At 66.7% G+C, this 16,050-nt stretch carries 14 protein-coding genes; 11 read left to right on the top strand and 3 right to left on the bottom strand.

The window, feature by feature from the left end; genetic code table 11:
- Positions 1–266: 266 nt before the first annotated feature.
- Positions 267–1,349, top strand: coding sequence for an aromatic ring-hydroxylating oxygenase subunit alpha (locus BAMB_RS21680; protein ID WP_127456188.1), 1,083 nt, complete (start codon positions 267–269; stop codon positions 1,347–1,349).
- Positions 1,350–1,406: 57 nt separating this feature from the next.
- The gene (locus BAMB_RS21675) at positions 1,407–2,351 is read left to right on the top strand and encodes a PDR/VanB family oxidoreductase (protein WP_041491680.1); all 945 of its coding nucleotides are present in this window, start codon (positions 1,407–1,409) and stop codon (positions 2,349–2,351) included.
- Between the two features lie 132 nt (positions 2,352–2,483).
- On the opposite strand, the gene BAMB_RS21670 is transcribed toward BAMB_RS21675, so the two are convergent.
- The 3 genes from BAMB_RS21670 to BAMB_RS21660 all read right to left on the bottom strand — a co-directional run bounded on the left by BAMB_RS21670 (position 2,484) and on the right by BAMB_RS21660 (position 5,442).
- Positions 2,484–3,659 carry a porin gene (locus tag BAMB_RS21670; RefSeq protein WP_011659313.1) on the bottom strand — a complete coding sequence of 392 codons (1,176 nt, stop codon included), beginning with the start codon at positions 3,657–3,659 and terminating at the stop codon, positions 2,484–2,486.
- A gap of 131 nt (positions 3,660–3,790) precedes the next feature.
- Positions 3,791–4,735 carry a 2-hydroxyacid dehydrogenase gene (locus BAMB_RS21665; protein ID WP_011659312.1) on the bottom strand — a complete coding sequence of 315 codons (945 nt, stop codon included), beginning with the start codon at positions 4,733–4,735 and terminating at the stop codon, positions 3,791–3,793.
- Positions 4,736–4,836: 101 nt separating this feature from the next.
- Complete coding sequence (locus tag BAMB_RS21660) at positions 4,837–5,442, bottom strand: amino acid synthesis family protein (RefSeq protein ID WP_011659311.1); 606 nt, start codon at positions 5,440–5,442, stop codon at positions 4,837–4,839.
- A 144-nt stretch (positions 5,443–5,586) separates the two neighbouring features.
- Between BAMB_RS21660 and BAMB_RS21655 the strand changes: the two genes are divergently transcribed.
- The 9 genes from BAMB_RS21655 to proX all read left to right on the top strand — a co-directional run bounded on the left by BAMB_RS21655 (position 5,587) and on the right by proX (position 15,996).
- A complete protein-coding gene (locus BAMB_RS21655) occupies positions 5,587–7,395 on the top strand; it encodes a helix-turn-helix domain-containing protein (RefSeq protein ID WP_011659310.1) in 1,809 nt (602 codons plus the stop codon).
- A gap of 464 nt (positions 7,396–7,859) precedes the next feature.
- Positions 7,860–8,843 carry a flavin reductase gene (locus tag BAMB_RS21650; RefSeq protein WP_011659309.1) on the top strand — a complete coding sequence of 328 codons (984 nt, stop codon included), beginning with the start codon at positions 7,860–7,862 and terminating at the stop codon, positions 8,841–8,843.
- Positions 8,844–8,871: 28 nt separating this feature from the next.
- Entirely contained in the window at positions 8,872–10,383 is a 1,512-nt protein-coding gene (locus tag BAMB_RS21645) for an aldehyde dehydrogenase (protein ID WP_011659308.1), read from the top strand.
- A 31-nt stretch (positions 10,384–10,414) separates the two neighbouring features.
- On the top strand, positions 10,415–11,491 hold the full coding sequence (locus BAMB_RS21640; RefSeq protein ID WP_011659307.1) for an LLM class flavin-dependent oxidoreductase: 1,077 nt from the start codon (positions 10,415–10,417) through the stop codon (positions 11,489–11,491).
- Between the two features lie 3 nt (positions 11,492–11,494).
- Positions 11,495–12,337 (top strand): alpha/beta fold hydrolase, encoded by an 843-nt coding sequence (locus BAMB_RS21635; protein ID WP_011659306.1) that lies wholly within the window; start codon positions 11,495–11,497, stop codon positions 12,335–12,337.
- On the top strand, positions 12,334–12,702 hold the full coding sequence (locus BAMB_RS21630) for an NIPSNAP family protein (protein WP_011659305.1): 369 nt from the start codon (positions 12,334–12,336) through the stop codon (positions 12,700–12,702). Before BAMB_RS21635 ends, BAMB_RS21630 begins: the two co-directional genes overlap by 4 nt.
- A 5-nt stretch (positions 12,703–12,707) precedes the next feature.
- Positions 12,708–13,895, top strand: a complete 1,188-nt coding sequence (locus BAMB_RS21625; RefSeq protein ID WP_011659304.1) for a quaternary amine ABC transporter ATP-binding protein — start codon at positions 12,708–12,710, stop codon at positions 13,893–13,895.
- On the top strand, positions 13,888–14,838 hold the full coding sequence (locus BAMB_RS21620) for an ABC transporter permease (protein ID WP_011659303.1): 951 nt from the start codon (positions 13,888–13,890) through the stop codon (positions 14,836–14,838). Before BAMB_RS21625 ends, BAMB_RS21620 begins: the two co-directional genes overlap by 8 nt.
- Before the next feature lie 129 nt (positions 14,839–14,967).
- Positions 14,968–15,996, top strand: coding sequence for a glycine betaine/L-proline ABC transporter substrate-binding protein ProX (gene proX / locus BAMB_RS21615; RefSeq protein WP_011659302.1), 1,029 nt, complete (start codon positions 14,968–14,970; stop codon positions 15,994–15,996).
- Positions 15,997–16,050 lie beyond the last annotated feature (54 nt).

Below are 16,050 nucleotides of genomic sequence, written 5' to 3'. Positions count from 1 at the left end.
TCGATTGATTTCCACGAAAAATACCATTTCCCTAGATCGACCGTCTCTCCTAACCTTGGCGTAAACGTAGCCTCGAGTCGACGAACCTAAGAGGGCCCCATGCGCCCGGAAAAGTGTCGCAACGAGCGCTGTATCAGAACAGAACGCTGTATTCGGACACCACGCGAACAGCGATCTCCGAAATGCTGGCTACCGGATTGCACCAATAGGGAATTCCGAAGCTTTTTCTTTCGTAGTACTTGTATTAAATGCGACCTGGACAGAACATGAAGCGCCCATTTTTGAGAAACGCGTGGTATGTGGCCGCGTGGGATAGCGAAGTCAAGGCCGACGAGCTTTTCCAACGCACATTGCTGAACGAGTCTGTACTTCTTTTCCGAAATGATCGAGGCGAAGTACAGGCCGTCTCGAACCGTTGTCCCCATCGCTTCGCGCCACTACACCTCGGAAAGAAACTTCCGAACGGTGTTCAATGCCCATACCACGGCCTCGAATTTGATGGCAGTGGCCAGTGCACGCGGAACCCCCACGGTGGGGGCGTTGTCCCGAAGGCGGCTCAGCTAAAAACGTATCCGGTCGTTGAAAAATACTCTCTTATCTGGATCTGGATGGGCGAAGCATCGATAGCAGACTCATCCAAGATACCGGACTTCTCGTGCCTCGATCCCCAGCTCAGCCATGTCGCCAAGCGGTACCTTCACGTAAAAGCGAACTACGTTCTCGAGACGGACAACATTTTGGATTTGAGTCACATTCAGTATCTACATCCGGGAACGCTGGGTAGTTCATCGGTTGCGGACGCAATCACGAGCGTCGTTCAGGAGGGCAACACGGTTTATTCGATGCGACAAACGGTCGGGGACATCATGCCCGAATTCCTCTATCGCCAACGCCGAATTCCCGTTGGCACACCGGTCGACCGATGGATTGACGTTCGGTGGGACGCACCAGCGCACATGCTCCTTGACGCCGGCTCAGTCGCGACAGGCAAGCCTCGTTCCGAAGGTGTCTCCAACAAGATCGCCCACATCTTCTCTCCTGAGACGGCATCGACGACGCATTACTGGTTTGCCGTGTCCAATCCGCTCTCCATGGGTGACGACGGGATGCAACGTGCAGAGGACTTTGTCTCGGGGCTCGTCCATCCTTTCCAGAATGAGGACCTCCCGATGCTCGAAGCACAGCAACACATGATTGGAGAGGCGGATTTCTGGTCTCTAAAACCAGTCTTGCTCGCCGGCGATGCAGCAGCCGTCCGTGCGCGACGCATCCTTGACAAGCTTCTGGCCGACGAGGAAGCCACCATGCAAACCATCGTCTCGAAATCTGAACAACGATTCAATAAGTAAAGGAACCGTTCCCTTTTGAACGCTTGACGCTCTCACCAGATGCTTCATGGACTCAAAATGAAAGTACTTGTCAAATCGAAGAAGCTGGTGGCTAACGGAATTGCCGCCTTCAAGTTGGTAGCTCCCGGCGGCGAGCAACTCCCTCTCTTCTCGGCGGGCGCTCATATCGATGTTTTTCTCGGTAACGACTTGGTCCGGCAGTATTCGTTGTGCAACGCGCCAAGCGACCGTTCGCATTATCAGATCGGAGTTCTTCTTGAGCCGAACTCACGAGGCGGCTCGCGAGCGATGCACAACCTCGCTGAGGGGCAGCTAATTGAAATCAGCGAGCCAAAAAATCACTTTCCGCTGACCGCCGGGGCGCGTCGTTCTGTCCTGATTGCCGGAGGCATCGGAATTACGCCTATCCTCGCGATGGCTGAACACCTCCGTGAGGAAAGACAGGACTTCGACCTTCACTATTGCGTGCGCGATCACGAGCGCGCCGCTTTCCGCGAACGGGTTGCGCACGACGACTTCGCCCCGCATGCTCGCCTCTATTACGACACGGCGCCGAGCCGAGAGAGGGTGAAATTCTCAGAAGTTTTGCGTTCGCCGGATCGTGATGTGCATCTCTATGTGTGTGGCCCCGGTGGATTCATCGATGCGGTCATCAAGGAAGCGACGTCAGCCGGTTGGGGTTCCGAAAACGTCCATCGCGAATATTTCGGAAATGCACCGACGAGCGGCGAGGGTGATTTGCCATTTCAACTGCGCCTTGCGCGAAGCGGGAAAATCGTCGAGGTTCGATCTAGCCAAACCGCAGCACAAGCCTTAGCTGCGCACGGTATTGATATTCAGACGTCATGCGAACAGGGCGTATGCGGAACGTGCATGACGAAGGTCCTGGAAGGTGTGCCAGATCATCGCGACGTCTACATGACTGACGAAGAGCACGCCGCGAACGACCAATTCACTCCCTGTTGCTCAAGAGCCAAGACACCGCTGCTGATCGACCTGTAGGACCATCGCCAGAAAGCGGCGCAGTAATGCACCGCTGCTACCCGATCTGCTACCTCGAAAAGAGATCCGCCTGGGATCGGGGCGCGGCCGGCCAGTCGAGCGAGCCGGCCGCGGAAAGCCACCTGCGCTCGCCTAGAAGCGATGGATCATGCCGAGCCGCACCAGGGTCTGGTTCTCGCCCGACGAGGCGCCGGCCGAGGCGGGTGTGGTGGCGAAATCGAAGGCCGTGCCGGTATGCGCGCTGACCACGTGCTGGTAGGCCGCCTGCATGTAGAGCGAGGTGCGCTTGCTGAGGTCGTAGTCGAGCATCAGCGAGAGCTGGTGCCACTTCGGCTCGAAATCGCCGGTGCTCGCGTGCAGGCGCGCCTCGGTGAAGGTGTAGGCGCCGAACAGCCAGAGCGACGGCGTGAAGGCGTACTTCGCATTGACCTCGAAGTTGTCGAACTTCCAGGACTGCCAGCGCCCGCCCGGCGGCCTGGTGGCCGTCGAGGCGATATAGGCGTTGGCGGTCGGGTCGTAGACGTCGACGTGCGAGTAGGCCAGGCCCAGCTTGGTGGCCGCGAACGCGTAGGACAGCCCCGCCACGATGTTCTGCTCGGACGAGCCGGTGAACACCGCGTCAGTGGACACCGCGCCGTTGGCCGAGCCGCCCGCGTCGATCTTCAGGTAGCCGAGCGCGGCGGTCAGGCCCGCCAGCTTATATTGCAGCGCGGCGCTGTAGAGCCGGTTGTTGGCGAAGCCGGTGTCGTTGCTGAAGCCGTACATCGCCTCGGCCTTCAGGCCATTGAAGTTCGGGCTGGTGTACTTGACCGAGTTGTTGACGCGGAAATCGAAGTCGGCGTTGTCGTTGTCGAACGGATGCGAGGCGACGTCGCCGCTCACGCCCCCCGCGCCGGTCAGCCCGCTCCAGAGGTCGATGGTCGGGTCGTACTGGCGGCCGAACGAGAGCGTGCCGAGCCGGTCCGACTGCAGGCCAACCCAGGCCTGCCTGCCGAACTCGCGGCCGCCCTGCCTGAAGGCGCCGCTGTTCACGTCGAAGCCGTTCTCGAGGCGGAACAGCGCGCGCGTGCCGCCGCCCAGGTCCTCGGAGCCGGCGATGCCCCAGCGGCTGCCGAAGGTGTCGCCGCTCTTCATCTGGAAGGTGCCGTGTCCCTTCGCGTTGCTGGTGTAGTTGAGCCCCTCATCGATGATTCCGTACAGCGTGACGCTGCTCTGTGCCTGCGCCGCCGTGCTGCTGCCGGCGAGTATCGTCAGCGCCGTCGCCACCGCAACCGCAATGCGTGTTTTCAAGCCTGCTGCCTTGCTCATGATTTCCCCATGGTCGTGTTGCATGAATCGAAACCTTGCTGGCACCGCGCCGGCGTGCGGATACACGCCAGCGGACGAGAACGACCGATGGCGCGGCTCGGGCCGGATGGAACGAAACGGTTCGCGCCGGTTCAGTAACCACGCGAGAGATCGACGCCGGCCGGGATGCGGCCGCTGGCGCGATAGGCGGCGACATTGGCCGCGACCACGGCCGCCGCCGTGTGCAGGTCGGTCGGCGCCGAGATGTGCGGCAGCACCGTCACGGCTGGATGGGCCCAGAGCGGCGAAACCTCGGGCAGCGGCTCGACTTCGAACACGTCGAGCACCGCATGTGACAGCCGGCCGGCATCGAGGGCCTGCAGCAGGTCCTGGGTGACCACCACCGGGCCGCGCGAGAAATTGATCAGCGCCGCGCCGGGCCGCATGGCCGACAGCGTGTGCCGGTCGAACAAGCCGCGTGTCTCGTCGGTCAGCGGCACCAGGCAAACCACGATCTCGCTCGCGCCGAGCAGGCGAGCCAGGCCCTCGGCGCCGTGATGGGTGTCCACGCTGGCCATGGTCTTCGGCGAGCGGCTCCAGCCGGCGACGCGGAAGCCCGCCTCGAGCAGGCGCGCGGCGGCGGCCGCCCCGAGCGTGCCGAGGCCGACGATACCCACCTGTATGTCCTGCGGTTTGCGATAGGGCCGCTGCCGCCATTCGCGCGCCTGCTGCTGAAGGCGGTAGGCGGGCATCTCGCGCTGCAGGTAGTAGGTCCAGGCCAGCACCGCCTCGGCCATGGTGCGCGACATTTCCGGGTCCACCAGCCGGACCACGGGCGGCGCGGTAGCCGGCAGGCTCTCGACCAACTGCTCGACGCCGGCCCACAGACTCTGGATCCAGGCGAGCCGGGGCAGGGCGGCGAGTTCGGCGGGATCGGGACGCGCCACGACCGCGACCCTCGCGACGGCGCGCGCGTCGCCATCGGCCTCGCGCAGGGGCACGATGGTTTCGGCCGGCATCGCCGCGGCGAGCGCGGCGCGATACTCGGCCTCCTGCCCGGCGGGCAGCCGGGTGGCCAGCATGATGATGTCGTTCATGGCGGGTGCCGTGGCGGCGGAAACGGTGGAGCGGGCGTGCCATGCGGCACGTCGTGATTTACTGCGAAATGGAGGAGACGCGCGCCAGCGCCTCAGTCGCCCTAGGTCTGTGCCTCGGCCGGTTTGCGGGCCTCCATCTCGGCCATGTCGATGAAGCGGTCGCCAATGCGCGGATGGGCGCGGCCGCCGTCGGCCGCGCCGATCGCCACCAGCACCTCGTCGGGACCCGGCGCGTCGGCGATCTGAAATGTCGCCGTCAGGAAGTGTGAGCGCTGCCCCGTGGCCGACTTGTGGATCATCGGCAGCGAGACCATCGAGCCCGGCCCGAGCCGCGTATTGGTGAAGCTCAGGAAGGCGGTGCCGTCGACCGCCTCGCGGAACAGGTTGCCGAAGCGCAGCGTATGGATCAGCGCCGAGGCATGCTCGATCTCGCCGTTTACGCCCACCACGGCGGCCTTGCCGTAGGCTTCCACGCGCGCGGCCGGCATCAGCGCCACCAGGCGCCGCGTCAGCTCGGCGCCCAGCGGTGGCGCGAGGCGCCGGATCTCCGGTTGCAGGTCCTCGCAGAAACCCTGCCCGGCCCAGGGGTTCCTCAGCACCGCCGCCACCACCACCGTCGTAATCGGGCGCGGCGCCGCGCGCCCGCCCTCGACAACCAGTTCCTCGACGAAGGTCGAGATCTTGCGCACTTGCAAATCGGTATTCATCAGCACTCCCATCGGATGACGTGATCGATGCGAGGCATGCTAAGTAGCGTCAATTCGAGCGTCTTCCTCCGTTCCGGGGGAAGCGCGACTTTTTTGACACTGCGATAAGTCGTATAGTCAGCTACGCCCAACAGGAGGCTCTCGATGCCGGATACGTTGTCGCTCATGTCGTCCTTGCGCGACGTCGCCAGCCGAATCAATGCGGATGCCGACGTCGACACGCTGCTGCACAGCCTGATCGACCTGGCCTGCCATCACGGCTCCTGGGATCTCGGCGCGATCATGAGCGTGGATATCGCGCACGGCTACGCGCTGGTGATCGCGCGGCGCGACCCGACCCTACTCAAGCGGACGCTGGCCGACCGGTGGGAGCTGGCCACCAGCCCAGCACTGGTCGCGCTGCAGCGCAACGAGCCGGTCTATATCCGCGACGCGCTGGAGACCACCGAATTCCTCGGCTACCGGCGCGAGGCGCCCGAGCGCGGCTATCGCACCGTGCTGGTGCTGCCGATGGCGAGTTGCGATGCCGAGGGGCGGCCGATGGTGCTGGTGGTGTCGGCGCGCAAGGTGGTGGACGTGGCGCCTGAGCACCTGGCCTTCATGGAGTTGCTGGTGCACCTCGGCGCGATCGCGATCGAGCGCGCCCATCGCCAGCGCGCGCAGCAGGCCGCCGCCGAGCAGTTGCGGCGCGTGCTGTCGGTGCAGGGCGCGATGCTGCAGGAGGTGCTGGTGGGCGGCTCGATGGATACGCTGACCGGCATGCTGGCCGACCTGCTCGACTCGCCGGTGCTGGTGATCGACTTCTATGGTGGCGAACTGCTGGCCTCGCGCCCGCCCGTCGAAGGGCTCGACGCCGCCGCCTGGCGCGCCCTGCTCGACGGAGAAACCGGCCGCCAGATGCGCGAGACCGTGCGCGAGGCGATTGCGCGCCACGCCTCGCGGCGGGTGGGCTTCGTGCTGCCGGGCGGGGTGCCGCTCACCGCCGACGTCGAGCCGCTGGCGGTGGACGGCGACACGGTGGGCGCGCTGCTGAGCTTCGGTGAGCGCGCCGAGGGTGACCTGCAGGCGCTCGCGATCGAGAGCGCGAAGTTCGCGATGAGCGTGCAGCTGATGCGCAGCGTGATCCGCTTTCGCGCCGAGACGCGCACCCTGACCGAGCTGTTCTTCGAGATCGTCGAGCGGCGATGGCGCGACGAGCAGGACATCGTCGAGCGCTCGCGCCGGCTCGGCATCGCGCTCGGCACGCCGATGCGCCTGCTCGTGGTCGACTATCCGCACCGCGAAGGTCCGGCGCTTGACCGATCGGCCGAGTGCCATCGCACCGTTGGTCTGATCGCGGCGCAGCACAAGCTCATCTCGCATCCGGTGACGGTCGGCGGCGGCCTGGTCTGTCTGTTGCCCGAGGACGACCAGCGGCCGCTGGCCAGCGTCAATGCCTTCGCGCGCCAGCTGTGCGGGGCGCTCACCCCCCTGTTCGGCGGCGAGCCGACCCTCGTGGTCAGCGACTGCGTGGCGGGCCTGACCGAGCTGGCCAACGAATGGGACCGCTGCTGGCGGATGATCCGCGTGGCGCGCTCGTTCGGCAAGACCGGCGCGCTGAGCGTGCCCGACCTGGGGCCCTTGCCGATGCTGATGGGCGCGGCCGATTCGCCCGACGTGCGGGCTTTCATCACCGGCACCATCGGTCCGATCGTCGAATACGACGCCAGCCATCGCGCTTCCTATCTCGACACGCTGGCGGTCTACATCCGACACGGCTGCCGCAGCCAGGCCTGCGCCGATGCGATGGGCCTGCACGTGACCACACTGCGCTACCGGCTGTCGCGCATCTCCGACCTGTTCGGCATCGACGTGGAGACGCCCGAGCGGCGCTTCGCCGTCGAGCTCGCGCTGCAACTGCACAACCTGCTGGAGGGCAGCGCGCCGGTGGCCGCGGCGGAGCGCGCGCATTAGGCGGGACGGCCGCGCAAGCGCCTGCTGGCGGGCTCGCGCGCGAAGCACGCCCTAGGGTCTGTTTACATATGGAACGCACATGCGAATGCCCGAAATCGCTCGGAGGGCAAGAAGTGAGGAGCGCCGTTTGGCCGTGCCAAACAAGCGACGAGCGACGCCGCCATACGGGCGATTTCGGGCATTCCCGTGACATGAATTTTTTAATTTGGGGTTGCCACGAGAACGGCCGCTCGCCGCGTTGCGCTCCTTGCGAATACGTCAGTATTCGCGGCGTCGCGCGCCTCGCGAGCGGCCGTTCTCGTGGCAACGCATGCGCGTTCCATATGTAAACAGACCCTAGTGGTTTTCCCGGTCCGACGAACAGCAGGTGAGGTTCCGCCAGTTCTCCTTCGATCCGCAGGAAGCCAGCCCGATTTCAGCCACCTACATTCACCTCAAGACAACGATGTACGAGGTGAATGGCCATGCAAGCCGCAGTACCCGATAACCGAACCACCATCGACCCAAAGGCGCTGCGCCGCGCCTTCGGCACCTTCGTCACCGGCGTGACGGTGCTCACCACCATCGACGCCGATGGCCGCCCGCGCGGCATGACGGCTAACTCCTTTGCCTCGGTCTCGCTCGATCCGCCGCTGCTGCTGGTCTGCGTCGGCGCGGGCGCGTCGAGCTACCCGGCCTTCGTCGCCGCCGACAAGTTCGCGGTGAACCTGTTGAGTGACAGCCAAGTGGACGTCTCCAACCTGTTCGCCTCGAAGGCGGTCGACAAGTTCGCCTCGATCAGCCACGACGTGGTGCACACCGGCGCGCCGGTGCTGACCGACTGCCTGACCTGGTTCGACTGCTCGATGCACGAGCGCGTCGAGGCCGGCGACCACCTGATCCTGATCGGCCGCGTGCAGGCCTTCGGCACCAGCCCCTCGGCGCCGCTCGGCTTCTGCCGCGGCCGCTACGCGCAGGTCAAGGACCCCCTGCCGCCGGGCTGGCTGTCGTCCACCGACATGATCGTCGGCTACCTGATCGAGGCGCAGGGCGAGGTGCTGCTGGTGGACGACGGCAAGGGCGGCTGGGTGCTCCCCACCGCGCCGCGCCGGCTGGTGGACGGGCGCCTGCCGGTGGCGGGCGGCGGCTCGCTGGCGCTGATGTCCGACGACACCTTCCTCTACTCCGTCTACGACACCGACGGCCACGATTCCGGCTACCTCATCTACCGGGCCCGCCTGGCCGAGCCGCGCGGCGCGCTGGCGCTGCCGCCGGAGTTTCGTTTCTTCGCTCTCGACGCGCTTCCGTACGACGAAATCGCCTCGGTCGAGATGCGCGCGATGCTGCGCCGTTTCGTGCGTGAGACGGCCGGCGGCGGCAGTTATTCGATCTACATGGGCTCGCACGACGGCGGGCGTGTCGCGACCGTCGGCGCGGCGCAGCCGTGGCGCCATCACGTGCACTCCTGAACCCAGGCTGGATGACCAAGGACATTTCATGAAGACCACAGTCGAAACCCTGCAGCATGCGCGCATCGGCAATTTCATCGACGGCCGTTTCGTCGAGCCGGCCAGCGGCAGCTATGCCCCGAGCTACGATCCCACCACCTCGACGCCTTGGTACGAGTTCGCGCAGTCGAACGCGGCCGACGTCGACGCGGCAGTGCGCTCCGCCCAGGCCGCGCTGAAGAACCCGGCCTGGCGCCGCATGACCCAGACCGAGCGCGGCAAGCTGGTGCGCCGTCTCGGCGAGCTGGTGCTCGAGCACGCCGACGCGCTGGCGCTGCTCGAATGCCGCGACAACGGCAAGCTGCTCAAGGAGATGCGCGCGCAGATGCGCGCCATTCCGGACTCCTATCTGTATTTCGCCGGCATGGCGGACAAGTTGCAGGGCGACACGATCCCCGTCAACAAGCTCGACATGCTGAACTTCAACCTGCGCGAGCCGATCGGCGTGGTGGGCATGATCATCCCGTGGAATTCGCCGCTGATGATGCTGACCGGCACGCTGGCGCCGTGCCTGGCGATCGGCAATACCGTAGTGGTCAAGCCGTCCGAGCACGCCACCGCCTCCTCGCTGGCGCTGGCCGAGCTGGCAATCGAGGCCGGCATCCCGCCTGGCGTTTTCAACGTGGTGACCGGCGACGGCGCCACCACCGGCGAGGCGCTCACGCGCCATCCCGGCGTGGCCAAGTACGTGTTTACCGGCAGCACCGTGACGGGCCGCAAGATCGCCGGCAATGCCGCGCAGAACCTGGTGCCCTGCCAGATGGAGCTGGGCGGCAAGTCCCCGCACGTGGTGTTCGGCGACGTGGAGATCGAGCGCGCCGTCAACGGCGTGGTGTCGGGCATCTTCGCCGCGGCGGGCCAGACCTGCGTGGCCGGCTCGCGCTGCTTCGTCGAGGCTTCGATCTACGAGCGCTTTGTCGAGGCCCTGGTCGAGCGCACCCGGCGCGTGCGGGTCGGCCACCCGATGCACGATGACACCGATATCGGGCCGCTCGCGCTGGCCACCCAGCTGGACAAGGTGCAGCGCTACGTGGCCTCGGGCGTGGAAGAGGGCGCGCGGATCGCGGCCGGCGGCCGCCGCCCGAGCTCGGGCGCCCTGGCCGAGGGCTGGTACTTCGAGCCGACCGTGATGACCCAGGCCACCAACTCGATGCGCTTCATGCAGGAGGAGATCTTCGGGCCGGTGGTGGGCGTGGTGCCGTTCCAGGACGAAGCCGAGCTGATGGCGCTGGCCAACGACACCGAATACGGCCTGGCTTCCGGCATCTGGACCCGCGACATCGACCGCGCGATGCGCTTCGCGCGCGACATCGACGCCGGCACGGTCTGGATCAACACCTACCGCTCGGCCGCCTACATGTCCTCGAACGGCGGCCTCAAGCACAGCGGCTACGGCCGGCGCGGTGGCTTCGAGGTGATGCGCGAGTTCTCACGGCTCAAGAACGTGGTGCTCGACTACTCGGGCGCGATGCAGGATCCGTTCGTCATTCGTCTGCGTTGAAACACGCGTTTCCATCCGACACGAGGCATCTATGAAATTCGCCGTATCACTGAGCATGGAGCGGTTCTCCCCCGAGGCGTCGATGACCGAGGCGCGCGACCGGCTGCTGGCGCTGGCGCGCGTGGCCGACGAAGGCGGCTTCGAGACGCTCTGGACTGCAGAGCACCACACCATCGAATGCACCATCTCGCCGAACCCGTTCACGGTGCTGACCTGGCTGGCCCAGCACACCGAGCGCATCCGGCTGGGCACCGCCACCCTGGTGGCGCCTTACTGGTCGCCGATCCGGCTGGCCGGCGAGGCCGCCATGTGCGATCACCTGAGCAATGGCCGGCTCGAGTTCGGCATCGCGCGCGGCGCCTACCAGTACGAGTTCGACCGGATGGCCGGCGGCATTCCCCAGCAGGAAGGCGTGGCCTACATGAAGGAGCTGGTGCCGGCCGTCAAGCGGCTGTGGGAGGGCGACTACGAGCATGAGGGCCATTACTGGCGCTTCCCGCTCGCCACCTCGGTGCCCAAGCCGCTGCAGCAGCCGCATCCGCCGATCTGGGTGGCCACGCGTGACCCCGGCAGCTTCGACTGGGCGGTCGGCATCGGCGCCAACATCCTGTCCACGCCGCTGTCGGCGCCGCCGTCCGAGGTGGCCGTGCTCGGCGCGAAATTCCGCAAGGCGGTGGCCGACCATCCCGAGCATCCGCGCCCGCGCTTCATGATGCAGCGGCGCACTTGCGTCTACGACCGCGAGGAGGACTGGCGGACCGCCGTGCGCCACAGCGTCGACTACGGCCGCTACTTCGAGAACCTGATGCAGAACATTGGCACCGTGCGCAACGGCTTCCCGGAGGCGGTGCCTTTCGAGACCGTGGCCAATCGCGCCAACTACGATCCCGCGGCGGTGCGCGACAACCTGATGTTCGGCACGCCCGACGAGGTGATCCGCAAGTTGCAGATCTACGAGGACGAGGGCGTCGACCAGTATTGCCTGGGCCTGTCCTTCAACCTGCCCTTCGAGCTGCAGATGAAGACGCTGCGCCTGTTCGTCAACGAGATCATGCCGCACTTCGCCGCACGCGAGCGCGAGCGCCAGGCCGCGGCGGCGGGGGCCTGAGCCATGTGCGACGCACTTCCCGAGGCGCTGCCCGACGCGATCGAGGGCAGTCTGACCGTCGATGGCGTGCGCCTGGCCTATCGCCTGCAGGGCGAGGGGCCGCGCGAACTGGTCTGCATTCACGGCGTAGGCTCCTATCTCGAGGCCTGGCAGGGCGCCATCAACGCGCTGGGCCGCGGCTTTCGCGTGCTCAGCTTCGACCTGCGCGGGCATGGCCGCTCCGAGCGCGTGAAGGGGCGCTACGAGATCGACGATTTCGTCGGCGACGTGCTGGCGCTGGCAGATCACGCTGGCTTCAGCCGCTTCGACCTGGCCGGCTTCTCGCTGGGCGGCCTGATCGCGCAGCGGCTCGCGCTGACGCGTCCGGCGCGGCTGCGCCGGCTGGTGCTGCTGGCCACCGTGGCCGGGCGCACCGCCGAGGAGCGCGCGGGCGTGGCCGAGCGGCTGGCCGCCCTGCAGGCGGGCGAGCGCGGCGCGCATTACGACGCCTCGCTGTCGCGCTGGCTGACCGAGGATTTCCAGGCGCGGCATCCGGCGCTGGTGGCCGAGCTGCGCCGGCGCAACGCGCAGAATGATCCGGACTGCTACGCGGCCGCCTACCGCGTGCTGGCGCAGACCGATTTCGGCGGCCTGATCGACCAGATCGCGATGCCGACGCTGATTGCGACCGGCGAGCACGACGCCGGCTCGAACCCGCGGATGGCACGCTACATGCATGAACGAATTCCGGATTCGCGGCTGGTGATCCTGCCGAAGCTGCGCCACTCTCTGCTCAACGAGGCGCCGGAGCAGGTCGCCGCCCTGATGCGGGAGTTCCTGATTGACAGCGGGGAGGCGGCCCGATGATCGTCGAGGAGCGCATCTACCGGATCCGCAACGGCGCGATGGCGCGCTTCCTGAAGCTGGTCGCCGAGGAGGCGCTGCCGCTGCAGCAGCCGGCGCTGGGCAACCTGATCGGTTACTTCACCACCGAGATCGGCTGCCTGTCCCAGGTGGTGCACTGGTGGGCTTATGCCGATCTCGAGGACCGCCGCCTGCGCCGCCAGCGGCTCGCCGCCGACCCGCGCTGGCAGGCCTTCATCCCGCGCCTGTCCGAGCTGATCGAGCAGGCCGAGAACCGGATCCTGGTGCCCACCGCGTTTTCGCCGCTGCAACAACTGCCGACCGAGCGGGCCGAGCCGAGCGCCCGGCCCGCTCCACCGAAGGAGTGACCTTGATGACTGAACGCCTGAAAATCGAGCATCTGTACAAGGTGTTCTCCGATCGCCCCGAGCGCGCGCTCGGCATGCTTCGCCACGGCGCCAGCAAGGCCGATGTGCTGCGCGACACCGGCCAGGTGGTGGGCCTCGACGACGTGTCGCTGAGCGTGCCGGCCGGCGCGATGTACATGATCATGGGCCTGTCCGGCTCGGGCAAGTCGACCCTGGCGCGCTGCGTGAACCGGCTCAACGAGCCCAGCGCCGGGCGCATTCTGCTCGACGACGTGGATCTCTGCGCGCTGGGAGAGCGCGAGCTGCGCGAGGTACGCCGCAACCGCATCTCGATGGTGTTCCAGCATTTCGCGCTGCTGCCGAACCGGCGGGTGATCGAGAACGTCGAGTTCGGCCTGAAGCTGCGCGGCGTGGACGGCGCGACGCGCCGCAAGCGCGCCGAGCAGGTGCTCGAGGTGGTGGGCCTGGCGCGCTGGGCCGGCAAGATGCCGCACGAGCTGAGCGGCGGGATGCGCCAGCGGGTGGGCCTGGCGCGCGCGCTGGCCACCGACGCCGACATCCTGATCATGGACGAGGCCTTCAGCGCGCTCGACCCGCTGATCCGCACCGAGATGCAGGACGAGCTGCTGCGCCTGCAGCGCAGCCTCAACAAGACCATCCTGTTCATCACACACGACTTCCAGGAAGCGCTGAAGCTGGGCACGCGCATCGCCATCATGTCGGAAGGCAAGCTGGTGCGCGAGGGCACGCCGCAGTCGATCGTGACCGCGCCCGGCAGCGACTACGTGGCCGCCTTCACGCGCGAGGTCGATCGATCGCGCCTGTTCAACGCCGAGGCCTCGATGACGCCGCTGGCGCCGCTGGTGCGCCGCGAGGGCTGGACCGTGCTCGGCTGCGCGGGGTCGGGGCCGGCCTTCGTGGTGGACGGTGAGGCGCGCGTGCTGGGCATGCTCGGTGTGGTGGGCGACACGCAGTTGCAGGCCTTGCGCGATGGCGCCGCGCTGCCGCCGCTGGATGGCGCGTTCGCCTGCGTGCCGGGCCATGCGCGCCTGATCGACGTGGCCGGCCATTTCGGCACGGCGCGCGCGCTCGGCGTACTCGACGAATCGGGTCGGCTGGTCGGCCGGCTGGAAGCGGGGCAGATCCTCGCACGCATCGGCGCGGGCAGCGTCAACGGAGCTCATCATGTTTAAAGCCGACGATCTGGCGGTATTCCCGATCGCCCAGTGGATCCAGGCCGCCGTGCAGTGGATCGCGCTGCACCTGCGCCCGCTGTTCCTGGTCATCAAGTGGCCGATCCAGAAGCTGCTCGAGGCCAATATCGACGCCCTGCACGCGGTGCCGTTCCCGCTGTTCTGCCTGGTTTGCGCGCTGCTGGCCTGGCGCTTCGCGGGCCGCGCGATCGGCGCCTTCACCTTGCTCGGGCTGCTGGCCATCGCGGTGCTCGGCGTCTGGTCGGACGCGATGACCACGCTCGCGCTGATCGTTACCGCGATCGCCTTCTGCGCCGTGATCGGGATCCCGATCGGCATCGCCTGCGCGCGCAGCGAGCGGGTCTGGCGCGTGGTGCAGCCGATCCTCGACATCATGCAGACCACGCCCACCTTCGTGTACCTGGTGCCGGTGGTGATGCTGTTCGGCGTGGGCACCGTGTCGGGCGAGGTGGCGGTGGTGACGGCCGCGATGCCGCCGCTTATTCGCTTCACCAATCTCGGCATCCGCATGGTCGACCACGAACTAGTCGAGGCCGGACTCGCGTTCGGCGCGGACCGTCGCCAGCTGCTCTGGGAAGTGCAACTGCCGCTGGCCGTGTCGACCATCCTCGGCGGCTTGAACCAGACCGTGCTGACCGCGATGGTGATGTCGGTGGTGATCTCGATGATCGGCGCCGAGGGGCTCGGCCTGGTGGTGCTGCAGGGCCTGGGCCGGCTCGACGTGGGGCAGGCCGCGATCGGCGGCGTGGCGATCGTGATGCTGGCGATGATGCTCGACCGCGTGACCCAGAAGCTCGCGCGTTCGCAGCCCGGCGCGGGCGGCTCGCTGCGTTCGGTGGTGGTGCGGCTGGTGCGCGGCGGCCGCGGCGGGCCTGCGGCGCCGGCCTTGCCCGAGCACAGCGATCCCAAGCAGGCGCTCTGAAGTCATGCAGCGCAAGCGCGCGGCTGCACCGGGTGGCCGCGCCGTGTTCCCCGTCGCCGACATGGCGCCGGATCGATTTCCAGCAAGCATCGTCCGTGGACGATCGTATCCACACGCAGGAGTAGCTCGATGAAAAGGTTGGCGGCAGCATGCGGCGCGGCAGCGCTCGCGGCGGTGATGATGGCAGGCGTGCCGGCGTTCGGGCAGAACATGCCGGGCAAGGGCAAGACGATCCGGTATTCGCAGGGAGACAGTTTCGGTGGCAACTACGTCGCCACGCAGATCGTGATGGCGGCGATGAAGCGGCTCGGCTACGAGGTCAAGCTGACGACCATGAACACCACCTTGTTCTTCCAGGCGGTGGCGCAGGGCGACGAGGACCTCGCAACCGACGTGAACTTCCCGCAGCGGGAGCTGGCGTTTCGCGCGGTGGAGAAGGATGCGCAGATCGTCGGCAGTGGCATGATCGTGGGCGGCGGCATCAACGGCTACCTGATCGACAAGAAGACCGCCGACGCCTACAAGATCACCAATCTCGCCCAGCTCAAGGATCCGAAGCTGGCTGCCCTGTTCGGCTCGGACGGCAAGGCGCAGCTGATCAGCTGCGATCCGGGCTGGAGTTGCGGCGACGTGGTCGATTACCAGCTCAAGAAGTTCGGCCTGCAGGACACGGTGCGCGCAGTGCGTGGCAAGTACGAGGCGCTGATGGTCGATACGGTGGCGCGCATCAAGCAGGGCAAGCCGGCCTTCTTCTACGCCTGGAGCCCCTCCTGGACTGTCAGCAGCCTGGTGCCGGGCAAGGACGTGGTCTGGCTGCCGACGCCGGAGGCCGCCTTGCCGCCCAACATGACCAATAGCGGCTCGCCGCTGGTGAGGGGCGTGAAGGGTTGCGCTGGCGACGCGGACCCTTGCCGTATGGCGATGGCCTCCTGGAACTGGGGCGCCGTCGGCAACCGCGGCTTCATCGCGGCCAATCCGGCGATCCGCTCGCTGATCGAGCAGATCAAGTTCCCCTCGACCACCTGGTCATCCTGGGAATACGCGATCAGCAAGAACGGCGGCACCCAGGCGCTGATCACGCAGTTGGCCGGCGACTGGATGGCCGGCAACAAGGCCCAGCTCGATCAATGGATCACGGTGGCCAGCCAGGCGAAGTGAAGGGTGGTATCGACCAGGCGCGCGGCGAGCCGCGCGCTTTTTTTCGTCCAATGA

The organism is Burkholderia ambifaria AMMD, from assembly GCF_000203915.1.
GTDB classification, from domain to species: domain Bacteria; phylum Pseudomonadota; class Gammaproteobacteria; order Burkholderiales; family Burkholderiaceae; genus Burkholderia; species Burkholderia ambifaria.
Note: the sequence above shows the minus strand (reverse complement) of the source record. Positions and strands in the feature narration are given on the sequence as shown.